The organism is Nonomuraea sp. bgisy101, assembly GCF_057708945.1.
This window is the reverse complement of sequence record NZ_JBYITD010000004.1, coordinates 163300-186953: the sequence shown is the minus strand read 5'-3', so window position 1 is coordinate 186953 and position 23654 is coordinate 163300. Positions and strand designations below refer to the sequence as shown.

21 protein-coding genes and 1 pseudogene are annotated in these 23654 nt (G+C 71.4%); 14 read left to right on the top strand and 8 right to left on the bottom strand.

Annotated elements, in window-relative coordinates; all coding sequences use genetic code 11:
• Nucleotides 1–4 precede the first annotated feature (4 nt).
• Nucleotides 5–151 (top strand): annotated as a pseudogene (locus AC3EO4_RS09360) (DUF4158 domain-containing protein); the annotation flags it as partial.
• Nucleotides 152–227: 76 nt separating this feature from the next.
• Nucleotides 228–1259, top strand: a complete 1032-nt coding sequence (locus tag AC3EO4_RS09355; RefSeq protein WP_431895112.1) for a serine hydrolase domain-containing protein — start codon at nucleotides 228–230, stop codon at nucleotides 1257–1259.
• Nucleotides 1260–1591: 332 nt separating this feature from the next.
• Here AC3EO4_RS09355 and AC3EO4_RS09350 read toward each other — a convergent pair whose 3' ends face one another.
• Both AC3EO4_RS09350 and AC3EO4_RS09345 read right to left on the bottom strand, forming a co-directional pair.
• Complete coding sequence (locus tag AC3EO4_RS09350; RefSeq protein WP_431894882.1) at nucleotides 1592–3217, bottom strand: DHA2 family efflux MFS transporter permease subunit; 1626 nt, start codon at nucleotides 3215–3217, stop codon at nucleotides 1592–1594.
• Between the two features lie 622 nt (nucleotides 3218–3839).
• Nucleotides 3840–4661 carry an alpha/beta fold hydrolase gene (locus AC3EO4_RS09345; protein WP_431894881.1) on the bottom strand — a complete coding sequence of 274 codons (822 nt, stop codon included), beginning with the start codon at nucleotides 4659–4661 and terminating at the stop codon, nucleotides 3840–3842.
• Between the two features lie 56 nt (nucleotides 4662–4717).
• On the opposite strand from AC3EO4_RS09345, the gene AC3EO4_RS09340 reads away from it, so the two are divergent.
• The 3 genes from AC3EO4_RS09340 to AC3EO4_RS09330 all read left to right on the top strand — a co-directional run bounded on the left by AC3EO4_RS09340 (nucleotide 4718) and on the right by AC3EO4_RS09330 (nucleotide 10039).
• Nucleotides 4718–5335 carry a class I SAM-dependent methyltransferase gene (locus tag AC3EO4_RS09340; protein ID WP_431894879.1) on the top strand — a complete coding sequence of 206 codons (618 nt, stop codon included), beginning with the start codon at nucleotides 4718–4720 and terminating at the stop codon, nucleotides 5333–5335.
• Between the two features lie 117 nt (nucleotides 5336–5452).
• On the top strand, nucleotides 5453–5836 hold the full coding sequence (locus AC3EO4_RS09335; RefSeq protein ID WP_379575127.1) for a cupin domain-containing protein: 384 nt from the start codon (nucleotides 5453–5455) through the stop codon (nucleotides 5834–5836).
• An 87-nt stretch (nucleotides 5837–5923) separates the two neighbouring features.
• Nucleotides 5924–10039 (top strand): translocation/assembly module TamB domain-containing protein, encoded by a 4116-nt coding sequence (locus AC3EO4_RS09330; RefSeq protein ID WP_431894877.1) that lies wholly within the window; start codon nucleotides 5924–5926, stop codon nucleotides 10037–10039.
• Between the two features lie 405 nt (nucleotides 10040–10444).
• Here AC3EO4_RS09330 and AC3EO4_RS09325 read toward each other — a convergent pair whose 3' ends face one another.
• Nucleotides 10445–10825, bottom strand: coding sequence for a VOC family protein (locus AC3EO4_RS09325; protein ID WP_379575129.1), 381 nt, complete (start codon nucleotides 10823–10825; stop codon nucleotides 10445–10447).
• A gap of 337 nt (nucleotides 10826–11162) precedes the next feature.
• On the opposite strand from AC3EO4_RS09325, the gene AC3EO4_RS09320 reads away from it, so the two are divergent.
• A complete protein-coding gene (locus AC3EO4_RS09320; RefSeq protein ID WP_379575130.1) occupies nucleotides 11163–11759 on the top strand; it encodes an LGFP repeat-containing protein in 597 nt (198 codons plus the stop codon).
• Nucleotides 11760–11834: 75 nt separating this feature from the next.
• On the opposite strand, the gene AC3EO4_RS09315 is transcribed toward AC3EO4_RS09320, so the two are convergent.
• The 4 genes from AC3EO4_RS09315 to AC3EO4_RS09300 form a co-directional block, all read right to left on the bottom strand.
• Complete coding sequence (locus AC3EO4_RS09315) at nucleotides 11835–12314, bottom strand: hypothetical protein (protein ID WP_379575131.1); 480 nt, start codon at nucleotides 12312–12314, stop codon at nucleotides 11835–11837.
• Nucleotides 12315–12373: 59 nt separating this feature from the next.
• The gene (locus AC3EO4_RS09310; RefSeq protein ID WP_379575132.1) at nucleotides 12374–13231 is read right to left on the bottom strand and encodes a helix-turn-helix domain-containing protein; all 858 of its coding nucleotides are present in this window, start codon (nucleotides 13229–13231) and stop codon (nucleotides 12374–12376) included.
• Nucleotides 13231–13560, bottom strand: coding sequence for a hypothetical protein (locus AC3EO4_RS09305; protein WP_379575133.1), 330 nt, complete (start codon nucleotides 13558–13560; stop codon nucleotides 13231–13233). The genes AC3EO4_RS09310 and AC3EO4_RS09305 overlap by 1 nt, the downstream gene beginning before the upstream one ends.
• A 191-nt stretch (nucleotides 13561–13751) precedes the next feature.
• A complete protein-coding gene (locus tag AC3EO4_RS09300) occupies nucleotides 13752–14105 on the bottom strand; it encodes a DoxX family protein (protein WP_379575134.1) in 354 nt (117 codons plus the stop codon).
• 234 nt (nucleotides 14106–14339) lie between these two features.
• Between AC3EO4_RS09300 and AC3EO4_RS09295 the strand changes: the two genes are divergently transcribed.
• The 6 genes from AC3EO4_RS09295 to AC3EO4_RS09270 are packed head-to-tail and all read left to right on the top strand — an operon-like array spanning nucleotide 14340 to nucleotide 20749.
• The gene (locus AC3EO4_RS09295; protein ID WP_379575135.1) at nucleotides 14340–16142 is read left to right on the top strand and encodes an ABC transporter substrate-binding protein; all 1803 of its coding nucleotides are present in this window, start codon (nucleotides 14340–14342) and stop codon (nucleotides 16140–16142) included.
• Nucleotides 16135–17124, top strand: coding sequence for an ABC transporter permease (locus AC3EO4_RS09290; RefSeq protein ID WP_379575136.1), 990 nt, complete (start codon nucleotides 16135–16137; stop codon nucleotides 17122–17124). The genes AC3EO4_RS09295 and AC3EO4_RS09290 overlap by 8 nt, the downstream gene beginning before the upstream one ends.
• On the top strand, nucleotides 17121–17939 hold the full coding sequence (locus AC3EO4_RS09285) for an ABC transporter permease (protein ID WP_379575137.1): 819 nt from the start codon (nucleotides 17121–17123) through the stop codon (nucleotides 17937–17939). Before AC3EO4_RS09290 ends, AC3EO4_RS09285 begins: the two co-directional genes overlap by 4 nt.
• Entirely contained in the window at nucleotides 17932–18885 is a 954-nt protein-coding gene (locus AC3EO4_RS09280; protein ID WP_379575138.1) for an ABC transporter ATP-binding protein, read from the top strand. The genes AC3EO4_RS09285 and AC3EO4_RS09280 overlap by 8 nt, the downstream gene beginning before the upstream one ends.
• Nucleotides 18882–19790 carry an ABC transporter ATP-binding protein gene (locus AC3EO4_RS09275; RefSeq protein WP_379575139.1) on the top strand — a complete coding sequence of 303 codons (909 nt, stop codon included), beginning with the start codon at nucleotides 18882–18884 and terminating at the stop codon, nucleotides 19788–19790. Before AC3EO4_RS09280 ends, AC3EO4_RS09275 begins: the two co-directional genes overlap by 4 nt.
• The gene (locus AC3EO4_RS09270) at nucleotides 19787–20749 is read left to right on the top strand and encodes a S66 peptidase family protein (RefSeq protein ID WP_431894872.1); all 963 of its coding nucleotides are present in this window, start codon (nucleotides 19787–19789) and stop codon (nucleotides 20747–20749) included. The genes AC3EO4_RS09275 and AC3EO4_RS09270 overlap by 4 nt, the downstream gene beginning before the upstream one ends.
• A gap of 79 nt (nucleotides 20750–20828) precedes the next feature.
• On the opposite strand, the gene AC3EO4_RS09265 is transcribed toward AC3EO4_RS09270, so the two are convergent.
• On the bottom strand, nucleotides 20829–21800 hold the full coding sequence (locus tag AC3EO4_RS09265; protein ID WP_379575141.1) for an adenylate/guanylate cyclase domain-containing protein: 972 nt from the start codon (nucleotides 21798–21800) through the stop codon (nucleotides 20829–20831).
• A gap of 44 nt (nucleotides 21801–21844) precedes the next feature.
• Between AC3EO4_RS09265 and AC3EO4_RS09260 the strand changes: the two genes are divergently transcribed.
• Together AC3EO4_RS09260 and AC3EO4_RS09255 are read left to right on the top strand one after the other, a co-directional pair.
• Nucleotides 21845–22531 (top strand): sugar phosphate isomerase/epimerase family protein, encoded by a 687-nt coding sequence (locus tag AC3EO4_RS09260; protein ID WP_431894870.1) that lies wholly within the window; start codon nucleotides 21845–21847, stop codon nucleotides 22529–22531.
• Nucleotides 22528–23604 carry a Gfo/Idh/MocA family protein gene (locus tag AC3EO4_RS09255; RefSeq protein ID WP_431894869.1) on the top strand — a complete coding sequence of 359 codons (1077 nt, stop codon included), beginning with the start codon at nucleotides 22528–22530 and terminating at the stop codon, nucleotides 23602–23604. Before AC3EO4_RS09260 ends, AC3EO4_RS09255 begins: the two co-directional genes overlap by 4 nt.
• The last annotated feature ends 50 nt before the right edge of the window (nucleotides 23605–23654 follow it).

Sequence of the window (23654 nt, the reverse complement as noted above, 5' to 3'; positions counted from 1 at the left end):
TCGCGTGGCCCTGGACACGCCGGCCGGCAGGCGCCGATCGGCTACCCGTCTGGGGCGGGCGGTGCAGTGGGGCACGGTCCGCATGCCTGGCGTGTTTCTGACCGAGGCGCCAACCGAGGTCCCGGTCAGGGCGGTGGAGTTCGTCGCGCGCAGATCCTCACCGCGCTGGAGCCGGCGGCTGAACCGGCCGGGCGTCTGGCCGAGCTCTCTGGCGCGCTGGAGGGCGCCTGCGCCCGGGTGCTGGATGGGCTGGGCGGCAACACCGCGGTGCAGTTCGGCTGCGGCTGGACGACCCGGTGGATCCGTGGCTGCCCGAACTCGCCGACCGGAAGGTGCTGAAGCGGGCCGACGGCCCGCTGGAGGACACCGTGCCGGCGCGGCGGCCGATCACCGTGCGGGACCTGCTCACCTCCACGTGCGGGCTCGGACTGGATATGACGGCGCGGACCGCTCCGATGATGAGCGCGTTCTTCGAGCAGGGGGTTTACGGCCAGGAGGACGGATGGCTGTTGCCCGGACCGGGACCGGATGAGTGGATGCGCCGCCTGGGCACGCTCCCGCTGATGTACCAGCCCGGAGAGCGGTGGCTGTATAACGTCAGCGACGACGTGCTCGGCGTGCTGGTGGCCAGGGTCACCGGCCAGTCGTTCGAGACGTTCCTGCGCGAACGCATCTTCGATCCGCTGGGCATGAAGGACACCGGTTTCCACGTGCCCGCCGACAAGATCGACCGGCTGCCGCCCCTGTACGCCCCCGATTGGCAGACCGGAGAGTTCCTCGTGGAGGACGAGGCCGAAGGGGGACACCACAGCCGGCCTCCGGCGTTCCAGTCAGGCGGCGGCGGACTGGACTCAACCGTCGACGACTATCACGCCTACTTCCGAATGCTGTTGAACAACGGGATGCACGGGACCCAGCGGATCCTGTCCCGGCCCGCCGTTGAGCTGATGACCACCAACCGCCTCACACCCGAGCAGACCACCGCCCTGCAGGCCTGGGCCCGTAGCGTCGTCCATTTGTCGCACGGCACGGGGCAGCACGGCGGCTGGGGCTTCGGGATGGCGGTGCGCGCCTACCGTGGTGACTACGCGCCCATCGGCCAGTTCGGCTGGGACGGCGGAGCCGGCACCACTACATACGCCGACCCCGACAACCGGCTCGTGGGCATCCTGCTCACCCAGACCGGGATGTCCACCCCGGATTCGACGCGGGCCATCCACGACTTCTGGACCACCCTCTACCAGGCGATCGACGACTGAGCCGCCTACCTCGCATATCGCACGAGCGATCCGCAGGAATCGTCGGGGTGGCGGCTCGCCGTAGCCATAGGAGGTCCAGGCCGTGAAGGCCCGACCTGTCCTCCGGCAGGCCGATCGCCGGACGCGGCAGGGACGGCTCTGGAGACCCGGATGCCGACCGCGCCTGGCTGGTCCAGATGATGGCCGCCCTCACCCGGCAGGGGGAGAGCTGATGACCGTCCCCGCGTTCCGCCGTCGGAAGGCCTTCGGCGGCCGCCACGACGAAACCCCGCCCGGTCCGGCCGGCACGAGCGACGTCATCGTCGACAGCGACCCCCTTGGGCGTTTCCGGGTCAGTCCTGTGGTGAGGTTTCGGTTTGCCTCCTCTGAGCGGGCTCGGTCGTCGGCTTCTTGTGCGGGCTGAACAGCAGACAGAACAGGGCGGCGGCGACCAGGGCCACGGCGCACGCCACGAGGGTGGTCTGCATGGCGGTGACGAAGCCGGTGGCGAACGTGTCGGCGGTGACGCGTTCGTACAGGCCGGCCGTGGCGGGGCTCAGGCCGGCGGGCGGAGCGGGTGGACCGTAGGTTCGCGCGGCAGCGGTGCTGTTGTCGATGAACTGGGCGCGCAGATTCTCCGGTAGCCGTCCGGCGCTCTTCTCGGCCTCCGTCCGCAGGGTCGAGGAGAGGCGGGCCGACAGCAGGGCACCCAGCACGGCGGTGCCCAGGACGCCGCCGATCTGCCGGGTGGTGCTGGAGACGCCAGAGGCCGCCCCGGCCAGCCGGGGATCGACGCCGTCCATGGTGGCCTGCTGCAGTGGCGCGAACGTGGCGCCGCCGGCGATCCCGATGATGGTCAAACCGGGCAGCAGGCTCCACGCGCTACTGGTGGGGCCGGCCATGGCGACCAGCACCAGCAAGCCGACGGCCAGCAGCGTCATCCCGGCCATCAGGATGTACTTGCCGCCGAACGTGTCCGACAGCCGCCCGGCGTACGCCGAGCCGACCGCGGTGAGCGCGGCGTTCGGCAGCACCACCAGGCCGGTCTCCAGCGCCGAGTACCCGCGCGCCATCTGCAGGTACAGCACCAGCACGAACATGATGCCGATCATGCCGAGCTGGAAGACGAATCCGACCCAGTTGCCGACCGCGAAGTTGCGCACGCCGAACAGGGCCGGAGGCATCAGGGGCTCGTCCCGCTGCCGGTACTGCCGGAGAACGAAGACCGCCAGCAGGGCGACGCCCGCCACGATGACCGAGGTGATGCTGATCGGGCCGGCGACGGTGCCCCAGTCGTAGCGTTCGCCCTCGATCAGGCCGAACACGATGCCGCTCAGCCCTGCGGTGGCCAGCGCGACGCCGACCAGGTCGAGCCGATGGCGGCGGCCCGAGCGCATGGGCGGCGCGAAGGTCAGCGCCAGCACAGCGGTGATGATCCCGATCGGGACGTTGATGAAGAAGATCCAGCGCCAGCTGAGATGGGCGAGCAGGAAGCCTCCGAGAACCGGGCCGATGATCGGGGCAAAGCCGACGATCGCCCCGAACAGCCCGAATGCGCGGCCACGCAGATGCGGCGGGAAGATCGTCAGGATCGATGAGATGACCTGCGGGAACAGCAACGCTCCGCCCAATCCCTGCAACAGCCGGGCGGTCAGCAGTTCAGGCGGTGAGCCGGCCAGCCCGCACAGCGCCGAGGCGACGGTGAAGGTGATGATGCCGATCACGTACAGCCGGCGGTATCCGAAGATGTCCCCCAGCCGGCCGGTGGTGATCAGCAGCACCGAGAAGACGAGCAGGTAGCCGTCGATGACCCACAGCACCTGGTCGTAGGAGGCGTCGATGCTGTGGATCAGCGTGGGAACGGCGACGTTGACGATGGATCCGTCGAGCAACGACATGAAGAAGCCGATGCACATGATCGCGAGGACCTGCCACGGACGCTGCGTGGCTGGTTGTTCGGCGGATTTGACTTCCGGCACGCCGGAGACCTCCCTGAGGAGAACCGTCTGCTGGGTGGTGACACGGACCGGGCCTGATGCCAGAACGGCGTTGACGCCGGCACACGGTCCCCGGCAGTTCCCCGAGGGCTCGGAAAGGACCAGCACGGTCAACGCGCGTCGCCACCATCGCAGGACACCCTTTTTCAGGATGTGGTGAGCGACTTCCACCTTCCCCGTGTCATCGGGACCCGGGTGAAGCTGGTTGGCGAGGCGCGAAGCCCAACGGTGAGAAGTCGGCTCGAAGCGTAACACAGCGGTTCGGCCTGTGTGGATCAGGAGGCGGCCGGTCCCAGGAACGTCAGGCCCTCGACCGGGCGGCTCCTCGGAGGCCGACGTGTCCCGCAGACCGGTCTCCTCCTGCTCCGATTGCCGCAGTCGCGCGCTGGTTCGTTCCCCGTCCCGGTGCGAGGCGCGTCCCGTGCCCGCGGCCGGGATCAGGTGATGGCGGCTGGTTCGCGACGGGGGTGGACAGGCGATGTTCCCGTAGCAAGGTGTGCCCTGTCGGTCCCGGCATTCTCACCATCCCGCCGTCTCGTGCCGCGACGCGGGACGGACAGGTCGGCGCCGGGGGATCCCCCCGGCGTGGACGCACGGGCTGGTCTCAGCCGCGCAGGACCTCGTCCAGCTTGGCGGCGAACGGTCCGGCCACTGTGGTGAACCCGCCGTGGTCGCCGGCGAAGACGACTGGCTCGCTGCCCAGCCGCTCGGCGAGCGCGATCGCCGTACGTCGGGCGAGCTGTCCCTCGGTGGTCTCGCCGATGCCGACGACGATCCTGGGCGAGCCGGAGCGCAGCGCCTCGACGTCGGGCCGGTAGCCGCTGAGCGGCGTGATCCCGTGGCCGAGGAAGAAGTCGAGGTTGCCGCCGATCCTGCCGAACATCTCCATCTGCTCGGGCGTCGACGGCTGCTGCGGCGGGGCGTCCTCGCCACCGCCGACGCCGATGAGCTCCTCGAACCGCTTCATGCCCGCGGGCACGCCTTCGCGGCGGTAGGCCGCCTCCACCTCGCGCATCCCGGCGGCGACCTCGTCGGCGTCGGGGAGCAGGGTGATGCACGGTGGCTCATGCGCGACCAGGGTGCGCACGAGGGAGGGGTGCCTGGCCGTCAGGTTGAGGCCGATCTGCGCGCCGCCGCTGCTGCCCAGCACGTACACGGGCTCGCCGCCCAGCGCGGCGATCAGCGCGGCCGCGTCGTCGCCGTGGACGTCCATGTCCTGGTCGAGCGTGGGGTCGTCGGGCACGCTGCGCGAGTTGCCGCGCGGGTCGTAGGCGACGACCGTGTAGCGGTCGGCGAGCAGGTGGGTGACGGCCGCGAAGATCCCCGCGTCGGTGGGGCCTCCGGGAATCATGACGAGGACCGGACCGGAGCCCTGGACCTCGTAGTAGAGCTGTGCGCCTGGAACCTGCAAGGTCTCTGTCTTCATGCGAGGAGCCTCTCACCGACAAATTTTTTTGTCAAGGGCGGGCGTAGAGCCGGCTCATGGAGAACACGTCGTGGGCGTTCGACCGTCCGATCACCTCTCCGTTCGCCCGGCCACGCGGCCTGGCGGGGCGTCTGGCCGGGCGCTTCATGCTCCTGACCAACGAGCAGCGCGAACTCGTGGCACTGCTCGGCGTCCGGCCGGGCGACCACGTCCTCGAGGTCGGCTACGGCCCCGGCAAGCTCGTCAGGATGCTCGCGTCAGGGCCCGCCGCGCGCATCTGTGGCGTCGACCCCTCCGCCGAGATGCGCGAGCAGGCAGCCCGGCCGCACCGGGGCGACGATCGGATCGACCTGCGGCTGGGTACGGCCGACGCGACCGGCTTCGGCGACGGGGTCTTCGACGGGGCGGTCTCCGTCAACAACGTCGCTCTGTGGCCGGACCTCGGCGCGGGCGTGCGCGAACTCCACAGGGTGCTCAAGCCGGGCGGGAAGGTCGTGATCGCCTGGCATGGCGGGAGCCTGCCCGGCCGGATCGCGGGAACGCTCAAGCTGCCGGAGGACAAGCTGGCGATGATCAGGGGCTCCATGGGAGAGCTGTTCGAGGACGTGGAGAGACACGAGTTGAAGGCGCTGACCGCCTTCAACGGCATCCGCCCGCGGACGGAGGGTCCCTAGACGTCGAGGATGCGGCAGGCGCCAGGGCTCCGCCTCGGGAGGAGCCGCGCCTCGACGGGCAGGGGCGGCAGGACGGGGAATGCCGGTGAAAGCGACGTTCAACGAGAGGAAACGCGAATGAGCCTGCATCACGTCCGGCCCGGCGATCTGACCTCCGAGACCGCGCAGACCGGCGGCATGCGCAGGTGGGCGGCCATCAGCGGCGACAGCGTCGGGTCGTCCGCGATCTGGATGGGGCAGACCCACGTCGCGCCGGGAGCCGTGTCGGCGACCCACCATCACGGCGCCTCCGAGACGGCCATCTACGTGGTCAGCGGCAGGCCGTCGTTCGTGTTCGTGCACGAGGGGCAAGAGGTGCGGATCGACACCGAGCCCGGCGACTACGTGTACGTTCCGCCGTTCGCCCCGCATCGGGAGGAGAACCCCGACCCTGAGGTCGAGGCCGTGGTCGTGATCGCGCGGAGCACTCAGGAGGCGATTGTGGTGAACCTTTCCGAGTAAATCCGGGCTTGACTAATTGTGGGCGGATATGGTCGTCTCTTACCTTTCGTGATCAGTCGGCCACACTTCCCGGGGGAAAAGCCAGTCATGCCGCGGCTGTCCTGTGTCCTGCTCGTCTGCGCGCTGGTCGCCGGCGTGCCCACGGCTGCGCACGCCGTACCGATGGCCGGGCGAACACCCGGGACGGCCGTACAGGCCGGCCCGGGTTCCGGAGTCGCCGGCGGTGGCCAGGGCAGGGGGAGCGGCGGTTCCGGCCTGGCGGTCAGCGGCCCGGAGGGCGGGAAGCCGACGATCGAGCCGGTGGCGCGGGTGCGGGTTCCCGCGGCGGCGCAGGCCGCGATGGCACGGCGGCCCTCGCCGGCGACCGAGGCCGGAGCCGGGCGGCCGGACGGCCCCGGCAAGCCGGCGGTCACGGTGCCCGCGGGGCCGGCGCTGGTCGACAAGGTGGTCGCGGAGGCCGAGAAGCGGATGGCGGGGCCGAGCCCGTCGTCCGAGCTCGTCCTGCCCGACGCCGAGGAGGGCGGGCTGAGCCTGCTGCCGGCCAAGAAGGGCCTCAAGCTTCCGTTCCCTGTCACGCCGGACCTCCCCGTGGTGCGGGACGGGGTGCCGCTGATGACGTTCAAGCTGTGCGCGGCCGGCGCGGACCTGCCTGCCGCGTGCTCGTCGGCACGTCCCGTGGGCACGCCCGTCCAGGCGGACGTCACCGGCGACGGCATGCCCGACCTGCTGGCCACGCTCGTCCCGCAGAAGGCGGAGGGCGACAGCGTCGGCATCGGCTTCGGCGTCGTCCAGCTCGGCGGGCCGGTCAAGGCGCAGGTGTGGGCCGAGTACGCCGTGGCCTCCGACAAGGTGGTGAAGGTCGGCTTCGACGGCTACCGCAGGGGGAGCACCCTTGCGGGGCGCGACTGGGGCTCCTTCACCGTCGACCTGAGCGCGCTCGCCAAGGGACGGATCGACGTGCGGGCGACCGTACGGCGTAGCGCTCCTGGATCCTCCGCCGCCACCATCGCGGGGCTGGAGGGCAAGGCGCTGCTCAGCCTGCGCCAGACACCCGCCACCGAGCGGTTCAGCGCGCACGCCAGGATCGACGGCGACACGAGCGCGCTGACCGCGACCGCCTCAGCGAACGCCGAGCTCGACGCGCTCGTAGTAGCGCACCGGCGCAGGTTCACCCAGGTGACGGTGGACAAGATGGGCGCCGAGCTGACCGCCGAGCTGACCAGGCCAGGCGACGTCCACTTCACCAGCTCGAGTCCGATCGCCAGGGCCGGTTTCCACGACTACGTGTTCAGGGACGGCAAGCTGTCCAGGGCGGCGGGGCTGTCGATCACCAGGCTGCCCCGCGAGTTCCGCGCCACCGCCCGGGCCCAGGGGCTGTCGGTCAGCTCGGGCTCGCCCCGGGCCAAGGCGGCCGACCTGAGCTTCTACGACGCGACCAGGGACCAGACGGTCGTCAGCGCGCGGCTCACCGGACTCCCCGCGAAGATCGCGGTCGAGCACGACGCCGCCGCCAACACGATCGTCCACACCGCCAGCTCGGCGCTCGGCGGATTGACGCTGCTGCTCCAGCGCGGGCAGGGAGCGATCGCCAGCCCGCCGGGCAACCACGTCACCATGATCAAGGACGGCGCCCGGCTGGGGGTGTCGGGACGGCTGACCGGCGTGGCGGGCTTCGAGGTGAGGTACGGCGCCACGCCCCGCGTCAAGCTCGCCCTCGACGCGGGAGGCGGCCCGTTCACGGGCGCGGCCGACATCGACGGGACGCACCTGGCCAGGCTGGAGATCTCCAACACGCCCGCCAAGGTGTCGGCCGATCTGGACCCCGAGGCCCGCACGGCCGCCTACACCGCCAACGGGACCATCGAACGGCTGCGCGCCTCCTACGCCAACCCGAAGACGGGCCTGAGCGTGGACGGCAGCGTGCGCGGAGTGCGGGGGAGCGTGAAGGCGTCGTGGGCGCTCGGCCCCCGGACGACCGTGGACGTGACGACCCCCGGCAGGCTCGGCAGGATCGACCTGCACGCCGCCGCGGCGCAGGGAGTGGTGAGGGCCAGCGTGAAGGGGGTGCGCGGGCACCTCACGGCGGTCGCCGACACCGAGGGCAGGCGGCTCGGCTGGACCGCCGACGCGCCTGTCTCCTCCGTCGTGGCGTGGGCGAGGGCGGGGGAGCTGCGAGCCGCCTTCACCGCGACCGGCGTGCCCGCCCGCTGGGAGGCCACCTGGTCCGCGCCGGGCACCGCGACGGCCCCGAGCGCCTCGCCGGGCACCGCGACCGCCCCGAGCACCCCGCCGGGCACCGCGGGCCAGGCGGGGGCTGCAGTCGGGGGGGTGAGGTTCAGGGGGCTGTCGGGGCCCATCGGGTCGGCGACGATCGCGGTCGCCAACCACGAGGGCGCGACCGCCCCTGCGGGCCCGCACCTGGCCGCGCATTACGACGCCGCCACCGGAAGGTTCGACGCCGGCGTCCGCCTGGACGGCCTGCGCAAGGCCGACCTCACCCAGAACGAGACCGGCACGGGCTTCACGGCCGACGTGCAGGCCGCCCGCCGTCCCATCGCCGTGGACGCCGACCTGCGCACCGCCACGGGCGACGGCTTCGGCGCCAGGGCCGTCCTCGGCCCGGCACCCGGTCGCGTCGCGGTCTCCAGCGCCAACGGCCGGCTGACCTACGACGCCTCCGACGTCAACCTCACCGGCCAGGTCTGGCTCGGCAATGCGACGGCCGTCCCCGACGCGCCCCGCGTGAAGGGAGGGGTCTCGCTCGTCGACGGCGGCACCCCCGCCCGGCCGGGCGTCAGGGCGTTCGTCGACCTCAAGGGTCTGCCCGGCAAGGTGGACGTCGACCTGGCGGGCAAGACCTTCACCTTCTCCGGCTTCCGCCCCGCCGGCCGCAGGCTCGCCCTCTACCTCGACAGCCGCGTGCTCGCCCCCGTGCCGATCCGCGCCAGCGCCACCCTCACGGGACTGCCCTCCGCGATCACCAGCATGACCGTCGGCCCCTTCGGGGTGCAGGGGCAGTCCGTCACCGCCGCCTACAAGATCGAACCCGCGGCGACGCTCGGCACCCTGGACGTCCGCGCCGAGACCGGCGAGGGCAGGCTGCGCGGCCGCGTGGTCGTCGACCCCGTGCCCGCCGCCGTCTCGGTCACCGGCGTGTACGGGGGCCGCACCAGGATCCGCGTCCACAACTCGGCCAGGGTCGAGCGCCTGGAGGCGGCCGTGACCTCGGGCGAGGCGACCGGCCTGCTGCGCTTCACCGACGTCCCGTCCGTGTTCGGCGTCGACGCCGACTCCACCGCCTCCGCGCTGCGGCTGCCGAACCTCACCTACAAGGCGAACGCCGGCACCCTCGACGGGCTGCTGGCCGTACAGGCCGGGCTGATCGAGAAGGTCTACCAGCCGCCCCAGGGACGCGTGCTCGACACCTTCCTCGAGGTGGGCGACCTGGGCGCGGACACCACGGCCAGGCTCAACCCCGACCTGTCCGTCGACCTGGTGTCCAAGCCCGCCCCCACCCGGCTGCTGCGCGCCCGCACGGGGCTCGACCTGCAGCCGGTGGCGGCGCAGAGGGTCTCCTCACGCAAGGACGTGCCGTACGCGGGCGGGTTCCTCGCCTACCGGCTCGACGGGCAGTTCGGGCTCGGCCCCAGCAGGATCGACGACGTGACGATCGCCGTGCACAAGATGTCGTGGCTGCGGATCCGCCCTGGCAAGGTGCCGTTCGGCGCGTCGGCGCCGCCGGCCGTCGGGTTCGTCTCGCCGGGGTTCGAGGGCGGCTACGACCGGCTTGACCTGCGGGCGAGCGGGGTGGATCTGCGTCCCGACGTACGGCTGGACGTGAAGGTCACCAGGAGCGTCGGCGCGGACGTGTTCGACCAGCGGGTGCGGATGGGCAGGACCACGTCGCTCCGGTTGCGCCGCTACGACCAGCGGATGCGGCCCATCAGCTCCAAGCAGGCCGTCAAGGCGGGCAGCGTGCCGCTGGCCTGCGTGACCGTCGGCACCAAACCGGGTGTCGTGCCCGCCAGGCGGGGCAACGCGCTGACGCTGCGCGGCGCGGACGGCCCGCAGATGGTCTCGCTGCTCGATCCCGGAGGGCAGGCGCCCGGTTACGCGATCGACCTGCTGACGCACTTCATGTCGCCCTTCCCCGGGGCGGAGTGGAAGGTCTCCTCGGTCGAGGCAGGGCGCTGCGACCAGTGATCAGTCCGGCCGCCTCCGCCCGGGTCTGCAGGGCGGTGACGATCTGCGCCATGCTCGGCCCGCTGCCACCGCCGGAACAGCGCAGACACCGCCCGCCAGGAGCCGTAGCGGTCCCGGGACGTCCCGCCAGGGCGCACCGACCCGCACCCGCCACCCGATCCCGTCGATGAGCTGCCGTTTCGTCCACGCCGACGACCGACCCGATCGCGTGGGCACAGACAACAGTGGTCAGGTCAAGCCGCCTCGTCACCGCTAGGGTGGCCGCGAGGTCTCCGGTGTTCGGCTCTCCTTGATCCATGAACCCTCTGCCGGAGACCTCACTTGCTTCACGATCACGACACGCCCGTCACACTGGGCTTCGCGGCAGACCCCAGGTACCTGATGCCGAGGCGTGACCGATGAGCATCAGAGTGGGTTGAGGCGGGCCTTGAGCAGGCAGAACTCATTGCCTTCTGGGTCGGCCAGGACATGCCACTGCTCCTGGCCTGTCTGACCGATGTCGGCCGGGCGAGCACCGAGCTTCAGAAGGCGTTCGAGCTCGGCGTCCTGATCGCGGTCGGTGGCGTTGACATCGATGTGCAGCCGGGACTTCCCCTTCTCCGGCTCATCCCTGCGACTGAGGATGATCGTCGGCTGCGGACCGCCGAACCCTTCGCGCGGCCCGATCTCCATCGAGCCGTCGTCCATGCGATCGAGCACGACGAAGTCCAGAACCTCGCACCAGAACCGCGCCAGCACCTCAGGGTCGCGGCAACCGAGCACGAGCTCACTGATACGACATGCCATAAACGAAACCTACTCTCCGCCGGTGAACTGCAGGGGAGGCCACACGCGAACCTCATGGCTCCCAGCAGCGAAAACAATCCCGCGACCGTACCAAACGAGGCCGGCACGGGCGAAATGATTTCAGGGCCGCCCTGTCCGGGCAGCTGGGCAAGGCCGTTGGCCATGCAGCCGGGAAGCTGACCAAGAGACACGACCAGCCGTACTCGGCCTGCGGGGGCGCCCTGCGCCGCGGCGTCCCCGCGGCGTCAAGTGGCTGTCAAGCGGTGTATGCCCAGGTGAAAGCGGGTGGGCGTAGACAGGAGGCGGTTGCGCGAACCCGCCCGAAAGGACCACTCCGATGGCTCGCTCATTTCTGGCCCTCGCCGCGGCCGCCATGGCCGCGGGCGCCGTCCTCGCCGCACCCGGTGCCGCGCAGGCCGCGACCGCCAGGGCGTGCGACGTCCATCTCGTGGCACCGCACGGCAGCCTCATCGGCGGTCTGTGGCGCTCCAGCGGCGCCGCGAACAGCGTCTACGGCTGCCCCGCCACCCAGGAGTTCGGCTTCCCCGAGACGCTGGGATCGTGGCAGCGCTTCGAGAACGGCAAGATCGTCTGGTCGCCGAACGTGGGGGACACCGCCCTGCTGCGCGTGTTCGAGAAGGACGGGAAGATGTTCTTCGAGTGGGACGACATGGGCCGGGAATGGGACTTCTTCAACGTCCGCTGGAGCCTTGACGCCGAGCTCGGCAACAAGAGCACGGACGTGCGGGTCAAGCGTGTGACAGGGCGGAGCGGCCGGTTCTCGGTCACCACGGGTCCCGCCGAGGACCTCGGCGGCGCCTCGAGCCGTGGCAGGCCGGCCGAGACGTGGCGCTTCGCCGTCCAGGGCTGCGACGCGGGCGCGCAGGGCTCCGAGTGCGGCCCGTGGAGCATCGCCAACGTCTATGCCCGCTAGCGAGGGCGGGCGGCGGCCGGGAGCCGCGCATGGGCCCGTCGACCATGCCGCCCCCTGGAGATGGCGGCAGCCGGATCACGCCGACGTGGACGCCGGATCCCGTCTCCACAGCAGGACGACAGCCGCAAGCCCGGCAAGGCAGGGCAGCAGCCCCGTCAGGCCGATGAAGGCGGGCACGATCGTGCGGCCGTACTCCTCCGCGAAGAGGTTCACGAGAGCGGCGCATCCGGCGAGGGCGAGAACGATCGTCGCGGCGACCCGTGCCCACCGCCTCCTCCGCCTGACGGCGACGATCAGCCACCACCACGAGAGGACTCCCAGCGCTCCGGTGACCAGCAGGTAGGTCAGCAGGACGGTGGCGGTCGAGTCCACCTGGTCCGGCTGAAGGTAGGCGGAATAGACGTCACGGACGTGGCTCGACAGGGTGTCGCCGATCGCCAGGTCCGCGAGGGGGACGAGCATGGCGATCAGGGTGAGCGCCAGTCCGACGTACATGATCACGACTGTCCGCCGGGTGGATGGGGGCAGCGCCGGTTTCGTGGTGAGAGTCGGCATCGTTTCTCCTCAACATGCAGTGCACACGAATGAGCGGAAACGTAACCGGCGGAGCCGCGCTAGAGCTTGAAGAAATGGGACATCGCGCGGCGGCCGGGGGAGGCGGGCCGCAGCGATGCCGCGAACTCGCCGGGCGAACACTGCACGAGAGCCCTGAACTCGCGGCTGAGATGCGCCTGGTCGGAGTATCCCGCGTCGGAGGCGACGTCGCTGAACGCCCTGCCGCGGTCCTCCAGCAGAGCCAGCGCGCGTTCGAAGCGGAGGATCCGTCCCACGGTCTTGGGTGGCAACCCGATCTGCTCGTGGAATCTCCTGACCAGGTGGCGCCTGCTCCATCCGAGCTGCTCGGCGAGAGCGCCGATCCTGATCACGCCGGACGTGGCGCGAAGCCGCCGCCACGCCCATTCCACGGCGGGGTCGGCCTGCGGGCCCGAGGAGATGAGCCCGGCGAGGGCTGTGCCGAGGGCCTCGAAACGAAGAGGCCAGCTCGGCGCCTCCGCCAGCCGCTCGACCAGGAGGGAGCCTGTCCGGCCGAGCAGCGCCTCCAGGTCCAGGAACGCGTTGCTGATCTCGTGCATCGGCACGCCGAAGATCGAATAAGCCTCCAGCGGGCTCAGCCATATCTGAACGCCGTGCTGCGACCCGCCGATCCCGGTCACCGCCGGGCGGTCGTGCAGGCCGGCGACGAGGGAGGTGAGAGTCGTACCCGAGCCTTCCATGGGGGAGCGGAGGACCTCCACCGGGTCGCCGAACGCCAGGACGACGACCACCACGCTGGACGGGATCTCCCGGCGGAGCACCGTCGTGGCCAGGCGCTCCCGGTAACCTGCGCAGTCGACGAGACGGCCGGCGAGCGGTCCGCCGGGCCGGAGGCAGACGACCTCGTCCGTGCCGGAGGGCAGCAGTGGCACGGCCATCAGGAGTGCCGGTCTCCGGCGGTCTCGTGGATCGTCCTGCCGCTTCCACGCGCGGACACGCCCACGGTGAGGCCCGTCGCGATGGCCTCAGGGCACCACCCACGGTTCCTGATCGTCCTGTTGTTCCTGGCAACCAGGCCCGCGGCGGCCCGCTTGGCGCCGGCGATGGCGAGCCGGGTCCTGACCCGCGAGGGGGACGGGACGGCGGGGGAGACCGTCGCGGGGGAGGCGGGAGGCCGAGACGGAGCGGTGGGCATGGCGAGGGGCGGCAGCGGCCCGCGGCCGGCCGGGCTTCCTGCCAGGACGGCGATGAGCGGTGCCTGTCGCACGATGCGCACCCTTTCGATGGATCCCCGGTAGCCGGGACCCTAGACGATGGACGGCCCCGCCGCGCGGCGGCGGCTCGCCGGCGACGCGCGTTCGACCAGGTCGCGCGCGCCGCCGTTCGTGCCGCAGTGCCGCGTGCGCGGGACGCGCCGAAGGCCGGCGAGCCGCATGTGTGCGGGCCGGCGAGGAATGATCAGCCGGCCAGGTCCAGCACCAGGGTCGACACGACCAGCACGAGGAAGCCGATCGCCAGGCCGAACTGCGGCGAGTAGTCGCGCGCGAGCAGGTGCGTGTGGACGGCGCAGGTGAAGAACAGGACGAGGCCGACGGCGGCGGCGGTCCCGATCAGCGGCACGCCGGCGAGGCCGAGCAGCAGCCCGAGCGCGCCCAGCGTCTTCAGGGTGCCGATCGGGAAGGTCAGCCAGGACCGCGGGACGCCCGCCTTGGCCATACCCGGGATGATCGGCTGGAAGTGGAGGAGGGCGGCGACACCCGAGAAGGTGGTGGCGGCGATGGCCAAGACGGTGACGATGACGTGGGCGGTCATGGCGAGAGCTCCGATTCCCTGGGGCGGATCCGTACGTGCAGGACCAAAGAGGGCTACGGAGCCGCATGTGTGACATCCGGGCCGCGGGGCCGTACACATCCGGGCCGCGGGGCCGGACCTTGCCGGAGCCTCGAAAAGTTGGGGGGTGAGGCTCATAAGCGTTCACGTTCGTTGGGGTGGCGCGCTCGGATCGTCAGCATTCCTACATCCCCACCCCCCGAGGAGCACACCCCCATGTGGATTGGTAAAGCGCTGCTCGTCGGCGCGCTGCTGACGACCGCGGCCGCCCCTGTCACACCCGCCCAGGACACCACGCTGCGCGTGAAGATGTCGGGGTCGGGCGTCGACACCCTCAACCCCTTCCTCGCCTTCTTCAACGGCGCGCTCGACATCTTCGGAACGATCTACCCCTCGCTCAACTCCCTCGACGAGAACGGCAAGCCGGGCCCCTACCTGGCGACCGAGTGGACGCAGGGTCCCGACCAGCTCACCTGGACCTTCAAGCTGCGCGAAGGGCTGAAGTGGAGCGACGGGCGGCCGATCACCGCCGAGGACGCCGCCTGGACGCTCGAGCTCATCAGGACCGACTCCGTGGCGGGCACCGCCAACGGGTCGCTGGTCAGCAACTTCGAGCGGGTCACCGCCCCCGATCCCACGACACTCGTGATCAAGACGAAGAAGCCGCAGGCGAACGTGATGTACGTCAGCATCCCGATCAGCGGCATCCCCATCGTGCCCAAGCACGTCTGGGAGCCGCACGTGAAGGAGCTGAAGGACTACAAGAACGACGCCTTCCCCGTCGTCGGCTACGGCCCGTGGACGCTGACCGACCACCGGCCCGAGCAGTACGCCAGGTTCGACGCCAACAAGGGTTTCGTGCTCGGCGCCCCCGGCTTCGACCACCTCGTCCAGCAGAGCTTCAAGGAGTCGGACGCGGCGGTGGCGGCGCTGCGCAGCGGCCAGCTCGACTACATCAACGGCGTCAACCCGACCCAGTTCACCGCGCTCAAGGCCGACTCCTCGCTGCTGGCCGTCCAGGAAGTGGGCAACGGGTGGACGGGTATCGAGCTGAACCCCGGCGCCAGGACCCGCAGCGGCAAGCCCATCGGCACCGGGCACCCGGCGCTGCGCGAGCAGGTGGTGCGTGACGCGATCGCGCTGGCCATCGACAAGCCCACGCTGGTCACCAAGGTCATCAACGGGCTCGGGCAGCTCGGGCACGGCTACTTGCCGCCCGCGTGGCCGCAGTGGAGCTGGAAGCCCGCGCCGGAGGAGGAGCACGTCTTCGACCCCGCCAAGGCCAACCAGCTCCTCGACGCGGCGGGCTACACCAAGGGCGCCGACGGGGTCAGGGTCGACCCGAAGAGCGGCAAGCCGCTGGCCTTCAGACTCGGCACGCACTCCGACGACTCGGCCGACGCGGCCATCTCCACCTACCTCGTCGGCTGGCTGGAGGCGATCGGCGTCAAGCTGACGATCCAGCCGCTCAGCATGAGCGCGCTCAACAGCGACCTGGCCAAGGGCGACTGGGACATCCTCATGGACGGCTGGACCACCGGGCCCGACCCCACCTACCTGCTCGGCATCCAGACCTGCGCCACCCTGCCGAAGGACGACGGCACCGGCGGAAACACCGAGGCGTACTACTGCGACAAGGACTACGACGCGCTGTTCGAGCGGCAGCTCACGACGGCCGACCCCGCCGAGCGCGCGACGATCGTCGCCGAGATGCAGCGCACGCTGTACAAGGCGAACGTCGACCAGATCCTCTACTACGCCAACACCCTCGACGTGGCCCGCACCGACACCGTGAAGGGCATCGTCACCGGCACACCGAACGCCGACGGCCTGCACCCTGCGCAGACCGCCTTCTGGAGCTACCTGAAGGCCGCCCCGCCCACCGCGACGAAGGCGGGCGCCCCGGGTGGCAGCGGCGGCGGCACGGCGGTGTGGCTCGGGCTGGGCGCGCTGGTGATCGTCGCCGTCGGCGGGACACTGGTGCTGCGCCGCAGGAAGACGGCGGGCGACCGTGAGTAGTGCCTCGACCGGTACGGCGGTGCGCGGCTTCGGCCGCCACCTCGCCGAGAAGCTGGCCGCCGCCGTGGTCAGCTTCTTCGTCACACTCGTCATCGGCTTCGTCATCTTCAGCCTCATGCCAGCCGATCCGGTCAGGACCCTCACCAGGGGCCGGCCCACCAGCGAGGCCCAGCTCGCCCAGCTCAGGCTCCAGCTCGGCCTCGACGACCCGCTCTGGCAGCGCTTCCTCACCTTCGTCGGCGACACCCTGCGTGGCGAGCTCGGCTACTCCTGGCAGTTCCAGCAGCAGGTCTCCACCCTGGTCGCCGAACGGCTCGGCCCGACGCTGCTGCTCATGGGCACCTCCGCGGCCGTCTCGGTCGCGCTGGGGCTGTGGCTGGGCATGCGCAGCGGCTGGCGGCAGGGCAGCGTTTTCGACCGGATCACCTCGGGCGCGTCGCTGACCCTGTGGTCGGTGCCGACGTTCTGGCTCGGCATGATCCTGCTCGTCGCCTTCAGCATCCCAGGGCTCCTGCCCGCGGGCGGCATGAGCGACCCCTCGCTGCCCACCACCGACGTGCTCGACGTGGCCCGCCACCTGGTCCTGCCCTGCCTCACCATGGTCCTGGTGATCTTCGCGCAGTACGTGACGGTCATGCGGTCCTCGATCATCGACGAGCGGGGCGCGGCCTACCTGCTCACCGCCCGTGCCAAGGGCCTCACCGACGCCGACGTACGGCGCAGGCACGCCGCGCCCAACGCCCTGCTGCCCTCGGTCACCATGATCTTCATGCACCTCGGCACGCTGGTCAGCGGCGCGATCACCGTCGAGGCCGTCTACTCATGGCCCGGGCTCGGCTACCTCACCTACCAGGCACTCAAGATCCCCGACCTGCCCCTGCTCCAGGGCACGTTCATCATCTTCAGCGCGAGCGTGATCATCATGAACCTGCTGGCGGACCTCGCCTACCGCTTCCTCGACCCCAGGGTGCGTGCCCAGTGAGGTCGCTGCTCTGGGGCGTCGGGGTGCTCGCCGCCTTCGCGGTGCTCGCTCTCACCGCCCCCCTCTACATCGGCGACGCCGACCTCAACGTCGTCAAGGTCACGGGCCCCCAGCTGTCGCCGCCCGTCGCCGGCTACCCTCTCGGCACCGACCAGGCGGGCCGCTCGGTGCTGCTGCTGGTCATCTGGGGCGCGCGGGAGTCGCTGGCCATCGGCCTGATCGCCACCGCTCTCACCGTGGTGCTCGGCAGCGCCGTCGGCCTGCTTGCCGGGCACTACCAGGGCGCGCTCGGCAAGGCGCTCATGCACGTCACCGACTGGTTCATCGCGCTGCCCAGCCTGCCGCTGGCCATCTCGCTGTCGGCGGTGCTCGGCCAGGGGGCGGCCTCCATCACGATCGCGATCGCCGTCACCTCGTGGACGGCCACCGCCCGCCTGGTCCGCGCCCAGACCCTCGCCGTGGAGGCCAGGCCGTTCATCGAACGGGCCAGGGTCCTCGGCGCGGGCAACGCCCAGGTGATGCTGCGCCACGTGCTGCCCAACGTCCTGCCGCTGATCCTCGTCTCCAGCACGCTGACCGTGGCCTCGGCGATCCTGTCGGAGGCGACGCTGACCTTCCTCGGCCTCGGCGACCCGACCAGTGTGACCTGGGGCTCGATGCTCCAGGCCGCCTTCTCGGGCGGGGCGGTCACCGCGGGCGCGTGGTGGTACCTGCTGCCACCCGGGGTCGCGATCCTCATAGTCGTGCTCGGCTTCACGCTCACCGGGCGGGCCGTCGAGCACCTGCTCGACCCCAGAAGGGCCGCCCATGCTTGAGGTGCGCGATCTGAACGTCAGCTACGGACCCGCCCAGGCCGTCAGAGGGGTGAGCTTCGAGCTGGACCGCGGACAGACACTCGGCGTCGCGGGCGAGTCGGGGTGCGGCAAGTCGACGATGGCGCTCAGCCTGCTGCGGCTGCTGCCCGACACCGCCCACGTCACGGGGCGGGTGCTGTTCGAGGGGGAGGACCTGCTCACCGCGCGGTGGGCGAGGCTGCGCGCCGTCCGGTGGAACGCCGCCTCGGTGGTGTTCCAGGGCGCGATGAGCGCGCTCAACCCGGTCCGCACGGTCGGCGACCAGATCTGCGAGCCGATCCTGCTGCACGAAAGGGTGAGCGTGAAGGCCGCGCGCAGGCGGGCCGCCGAGCTGCTCGACGCGGTCGGCGTGCCCGCGCGAAGGGCGCGCGACTACCCGCACGAGTTCTCAGGCGGCCAGCGGCAGCGCATAATGATCGCGATGGCGCTCGCCTGCCGGCCCGACCTGATCGTCGCCGACGAGCCGACGACCGCGCTCGACGTGATGGTGCAGGCCCAGATCCTGCGGCTACTCGGCGACCTGGTCCGCGAGTCGGGCATCGGCGTCATCATGATCAGCCACGATCTCGCGGTGCTGGCCCAGATGTGCGAGCGGCTCGCGGTCATGTACGCAGGGCGGATCGTCGAGACGGGCCCGGCGCGGGAGCTGATCGCCGACCCCCGTCATCCCTACACCAGGGCGCTGGCCAGGGCCTTTCCCACCATCGGCGACCCCGCGTCCAGGCTGGCTCCCGAAGGGCTGCCCGGTGACCCCCCGAGGATCGCCGACCTGGGCGGCGGCTGCGCCTTCGCGCCCAGGTGCGCGTCGGCCGACGCCGCGTGCCGTACCCGATCGGTGGAGCTGTGGCCGAGCGGCCGGGACCGCGCGGCCGCCTGCCTGCGCGTGCTGGAAGGAGAGGCGTCATGACGCCGGTGCTGGAGGCGCGCGGGCTGGAGATCGCCTACGGAAACGCGCGCGCGGTCGACGGAGTCGATCTCGAGGTACGGCAGGGCGAGATCGTCGCGCTCGTCGGCGAGTCGGGCTGCGGCAAGTCCAGCCTGGCCAGAGCGCTCGTCGGCCTGGTCAGGCCCACCCGAGGCGAGATCCGCCACCTGGGCACACCGCTGGACTACCGGCGGCTGAAGGAGTACCGCCGCCACGTCCAGCTCATCCTGCAGGACCCCGGCGGGGCGCTGAATCCCCGCCAGACCGTGCACGCCGCCGTCGCCGAGGGGCCGCGCCTGCACGGGCTGAAGGGTGACAGGGTGACCTCCGCGCTGGCCAGAGCGGGGCTGCGGCCACCCGAGGACTACCTCAGGCGCTACCCGCACGAACTGTCGGGCGGGCAGCAACAGCGCGTCGTCATCGCGGGGGCGCTCGCCCTCGAACCGTCGGTGATCGTCGCCGACGAGCCCGTCGCCTCGCTCGACGCCTCGGTCAGAGGCGAGATACTCAAGCTCATCCTCGGGCTGAGGGACGAGCTCGGGATGTCGGCCCTGGTCGTCAGCCATGATCTGGGTCTGGCCTGGAACATCGCCGACAGGGTCGCGGTGATGTACCTCGGCAGGATCGTCGAGACGGGAACCGTGGAGGAGGTGCTCATCAGGCCGCGCCACCCCTACACCAGGGCCATGCTCGCCGCCGCGTCGGGCACGGCGACGCCCCTGCAGGGCGAGCCTCCCGACCCCGCCCGCATCCCGCCCGGCTGCAGGTTCCACCCCCGCTGTGCCAGCCGTACCGACGAGTGCGGTTCGATCGACCCGCCCGTGCGGGCGGGAGTCGCCTGTCATCTCGCGTCCCTGCATCTCACACCCTTGGAGGAGATTTCGTGATCCGTCCGCCTGCTCTGCGACCCGGCGACCGCGTGGCGGTGATCGCCGCGAGCGGCCCGCCCAACCAGGACAACCTCGACCGAGGGCTGCGCGCCATGGAAGCGGTCGGCCTCAAGCCCGAGGTCTTCAGCGCCGCGCGCATGGGCGGCACCGAGTACGACTACCTGGCCGGCGACGACGTCACCCGCGCCACCGAGCTGACCGGCGCCCTGGCCGACCCGTCCTTCGCCGCCGTCTTCTGCGCGTGCGGCGGGTACGGCATGCAGCGCACGCTCGAACTCGTCGACTGGTCGCGCGTCCCCGCCGACCGGCCGAAGGTCGTGGTGGGCTACTCCGACGTCACCGCGCTGCTGGAGGCGCTCGCCGTCAAGCTGGGCTGGGTGTCGCTGTTCGGCCCCATGGTCGCCTGCGACGGCTTCTACCAGGGTCCGGGACAGTACGACTTCGACCAGCTCATGAAGCTGCTGTTCACCCCCGAAGACGTGCGTGAACTGACTTTTCCGGACTTCAGGACCGTCGTGCCGGGCGTCGCCGAGGGGCACACGCTCGGCGGCACCGCGACCCTGCTGGCCGCCTCCCTCGGCACCGACACCAGCCTTCCCGCCCGCGACGCCATCCTCTTCCTCGAAGACGTCGACGAGGAGCTGTTCCGCCTCGACCGCTACATCACGCAGCTGCGCCGCGCCACCTACAGCGACGGCGTGGCGGGCATCCTGCTGGGCACCTTCACCGACTGCGGTGACCCGCGCGACGTGGAACGCATGCTGGTCGAGCGCCTCGGCGACCTCGGCGTCCCGGTCATGGCCGGCGCCGACATCGGACACGGCATCGCCATGCAGACCTACCCGATCGGCGTGCGGGCCCGCCTGGACACCGAGCGCGGCACCCTGACCTTCCTGGAGCCCGTGCTCGCCCCGCCCGCCGACCACGACGAGGCGGGCGGCGCCGCCCAGCCCTGAGAAACCCCGCCGAGACCCGCCCGGGACCCCCGCTCAAAGGCCCTGCCCGGGCCGCCGGCCGAGACCCACGCAGGGCGCCTCAGCCCCGAGGCGCCCTGCGGACCAGGGACGGCAGCAGCTCTCCCAGACCCTTGGCGGTCATCGGCTCGGCGGGCAGCAGCGCGAACCCGCTGGCGGCCGACAGGTCCTCCGCGAGCGCGGGGTCGGCCAGCACGCCGCCCGCGGGGGCCAGCGAGGTGAGCCTGCTGGCCAGGTTGACGGTCGTGCCGAACACGTCGCCCATCCGGCTGATCACCGGCCCCATGGCCAGGCCCACCCGCAGGTCGGGCATCGCCTTGTCGGGGGCGTGCACCTCGACCAGGCGCAGCGCGATCTCGGCCCCGACCCTGGCCAGGTCGGCGACGAACAGCACCGAGTCGCCGAGCGTCTTGACCACCCGGCCGCCCGAGGAGGTGACGACGTCGGCCGAGCGGCCCTCGAACCGCTCTACCAGCCCCGCCAGCTCCCTCTCCGCGATCTGGCGGCTGAGCCTGGTGAAGCCGACCATGTCGGCGAAGCCGACGGCCAGCCGTACCGTGCCGACCTCCTGGTCCACGATGCGGCCGGCGGCGGAGGCGAGCTGCCGCCGCCAGGTGTAGACCAGCAACTGCTCCAGCGAGGGGACCACCCGGTCGGCCCTGGCCCGCCACGCCGCCGGCCGCTGCGCCAGCGGCACGCCCGCCAGGTCGAGCGTCTCCGCTCCCAGTTCGGCCTGAGACTCGGCCAGGCTCGCCGTGGCCCTGCCCAGCGCCCTGGTCACCAGGAGCATGTGCTCCTCGTCGTAGGAGCCGTCGCCGACCAAGCTGACCAGCGTCTTCAGCGCGTCGACGTCGGCCTCCGTGAACACCACCGCGTCGTCGGCGACGTTCGCGAACCCCAGCGCGCGCCAGTAGCGCCGCGCGCGGTAGACCGGCACCCCGGCCATCGCGGCGACCTGATGGCTGGTGTACCGCCTGGGCTGGCGGAGGAAGGCCTCTGCCAGCAGGTCGATATGCGGATCCTCGACCGTCATGGGGACATTGCACCACACACCTGGCGTAGTTAGCGTTCAACACCATGAGGTCTTATGCCGTGCAGCTCTACACCCTCCGAGACCAGCTGGCCGCCGACCCCTCCGCCACCCTCACCAGACTCGCCTCCCTCGGCTACGAGGCGGTCGAGCCGTTCAACCTCATCCCCGTCGAAGGGTTCGAGATCCACTCCGCGCACGCCCCGCTGCTCGGCCCCGACAGGGAGGAGTACCTGAAGATCGCCGGCACGCTCATCGTGCCCATGGTCGACCCCGCGGAGTTCACCACGACGGAAGGCGTCCGGCGCACCGCGGACGCGCTGAACGCCGCGGCCGCGTGGGGCAAGGAGCACGGCGTGCGCGTGGGCTACCACAACCACCACTGGGAACTGGCCTCGCACGTCGGCGGGCGGCCCGCGCTCGAGGCCCTGGCCGACCTGCTCGACCCCGGCGTGCTGCTCGAAGTGGACGTCTACTGGGCCGCGGTCGGCGGAGCCGACGTGCCCGCGTTGCTCGGCAGACTGGGGGAGCGGGTGAGGTTCCTGCACGTCAAGGACGGCCCCGCCAACCTGACCGACCCGATGACCGCCGTGGGCTCGGGCACGCTGCCCATCCCCGACATCCTCGCCGCCGCGCCGCAGGCCATGCGCGTGGTCGAGCTCGACAGGTGCGCCACCGACATCTTCGACGCGCTCGCCGACTCCCTCGCCTACCTGCGCGAGGTGGACCGGTGACCGGAGTCGCGATCGTCGGTTGCGGCAACATCAGCCAGCAGTACCTCACCAACCTCACCGCCATGCCCGACCTGCGCGTGGTCGCCTGCGCGGACCTCGACGTGGACAGGGCCAGAGCCGTCGCCAAGGAGTACGGCGTGCCCGTCGCGGGCGACGTCTCCCACGTCGTCAACCACCCCGACGTCGAGATCGTCGTCAACCTGACGGTGCCCGTCGCGCACGCCTCCGTCGCGATGGAGGCGATCGGCGCCGGGCGGCACGTCTACAACGAGAAGCCGCTGACGCTGGACCCCGCCTCGGGCCGGGAGCTGCTGGCCGCCGCAGGGCGAGCCGGTGTCAGGGTGGGCTGCGCGCCCGACACCTTCCTCGGCGCGGGCCTGCAGACCGTCGCCCGCGCGCTCGCCGCGGGCGAGATCGGCCGGCCGCTGTCGGCGATCACGCTCCTGCAGGGCCCTGGACCCGAGCGATGGCACCCCAGCCCCGAGTTCTTCTTCAAGCCGGGCGCTGGGCCGCTGTTCGACATGGGCCCCTACTACCTGACGGCGCTCGCCGTCCTGTTCGGGCCCGTCACGAGGGTGGCGGCCAACGGCAGCAGGGCGCACGCCAGGCGGACGATCGGCGCGGGCCCGCTGGCCGGCACCGTCTTCGACGTCGAGGTGCTCACTCACGTCAGCGCGCTGCTGGAGTTCGCGGGAGGACAGCGGGCGACGAGCGTGTTCTCCTTCGACTCGCCACTGGCGCGCGGCGACTTCCTCGAGCTCACCGGCACCGAGGCCACCCTGGCCGCGCCCAACCCGAACAACTTCACAGGACCCGTGCGGCTGCGCCGTACGGGGGCTCCCGACTGGACGGACCTGCCGGTGACGGGCACCACCGCGGGGCGCGGCATCGGCGTGCTGGAGATGGCCCGCGCCATCGCGGCGGGGCGGCCGCACCGCGCGTCGGGCGAGCTGGCGCTGCACGTGGTGGAGGTGATGACGGCGATACTCCAGTCGGCCGACGAGGCGCGCTTCGTCGACGTCACCTCGACGTTCGCCCCTCCCGAGGTGTGGGAGGACCATCCGGCCGACTGAGCGCCGGCCTGCGGGACACCGGCGATCCCGGCCCGTCCCGCAGGCCGGAC

Bases quoted from the DNA above. Each gene is read 5' to 3' on its own strand.
- AC3EO4_RS09325 (WP_379575129.1), bottom strand. From the start codon at position 10,825: ATGGCATGTCGTATCAGTGAGCTCGTGCTCGGTTGCCGCGACCCTGAG.
- AC3EO4_RS09345 (WP_431894881.1), bottom strand. From the start codon at position 4,661: ATGAAGACAGAGACCTTGCAGGTTCCAGGCGCACAGCTCTACTACGAG.
- AC3EO4_RS09275 (WP_379575139.1), top strand. From the start codon at position 18,882: ATGACGCCGGTGCTGGAGGCGCGCGGGCTGGAGATCGCCTACGGAAAC.
- AC3EO4_RS09310 (WP_379575132.1), bottom strand. From the start codon at position 13,231: ATGGCCGTGCCACTGCTGCCCTCCGGCACGGACGAGGTCGTCTGCCTC.
- AC3EO4_RS09335 (WP_379575127.1), top strand. From the start codon at position 5,453: ATGAGCCTGCATCACGTCCGGCCCGGCGATCTGACCTCCGAGACCGCG.
- AC3EO4_RS09315 (WP_379575131.1), bottom strand. From the start codon at position 12,314: ATGCCGACTCTCACCACGAAACCGGCGCTGCCCCCATCCACCCGGCGG.
- AC3EO4_RS09330 (WP_431894877.1), top strand. From the start codon at position 5,924: ATGCCGCGGCTGTCCTGTGTCCTGCTCGTCTGCGCGCTGGTCGCCGGC.
- AC3EO4_RS09340 (WP_431894879.1), top strand. From the start codon at position 4,718: ATGGAGAACACGTCGTGGGCGTTCGACCGTCCGATCACCTCTCCGTTC.
- AC3EO4_RS09280 (WP_379575138.1), top strand. From the start codon at position 17,932: ATGCTTGAGGTGCGCGATCTGAACGTCAGCTACGGACCCGCCCAGGCC.
- AC3EO4_RS09300 (WP_379575134.1), bottom strand. From the start codon at position 14,105: ATGACCGCCCACGTCATCGTCACCGTCTTGGCCATCGCCGCCACCACC.
- AC3EO4_RS09295 (WP_379575135.1), top strand. From the start codon at position 14,340: ATGTGGATTGGTAAAGCGCTGCTCGTCGGCGCGCTGCTGACGACCGCG.
- AC3EO4_RS09320 (WP_379575130.1), top strand. From the start codon at position 11,163: ATGGCTCGCTCATTTCTGGCCCTCGCCGCGGCCGCCATGGCCGCGGGC.
- AC3EO4_RS09260 (WP_431894870.1), top strand. From the start codon at position 21,845: ATGAGGTCTTATGCCGTGCAGCTCTACACCCTCCGAGACCAGCTGGCC.
- AC3EO4_RS09265 (WP_379575141.1), bottom strand. From the start codon at position 21,800: ATGACGGTCGAGGATCCGCATATCGACCTGCTGGCAGAGGCCTTCCTC.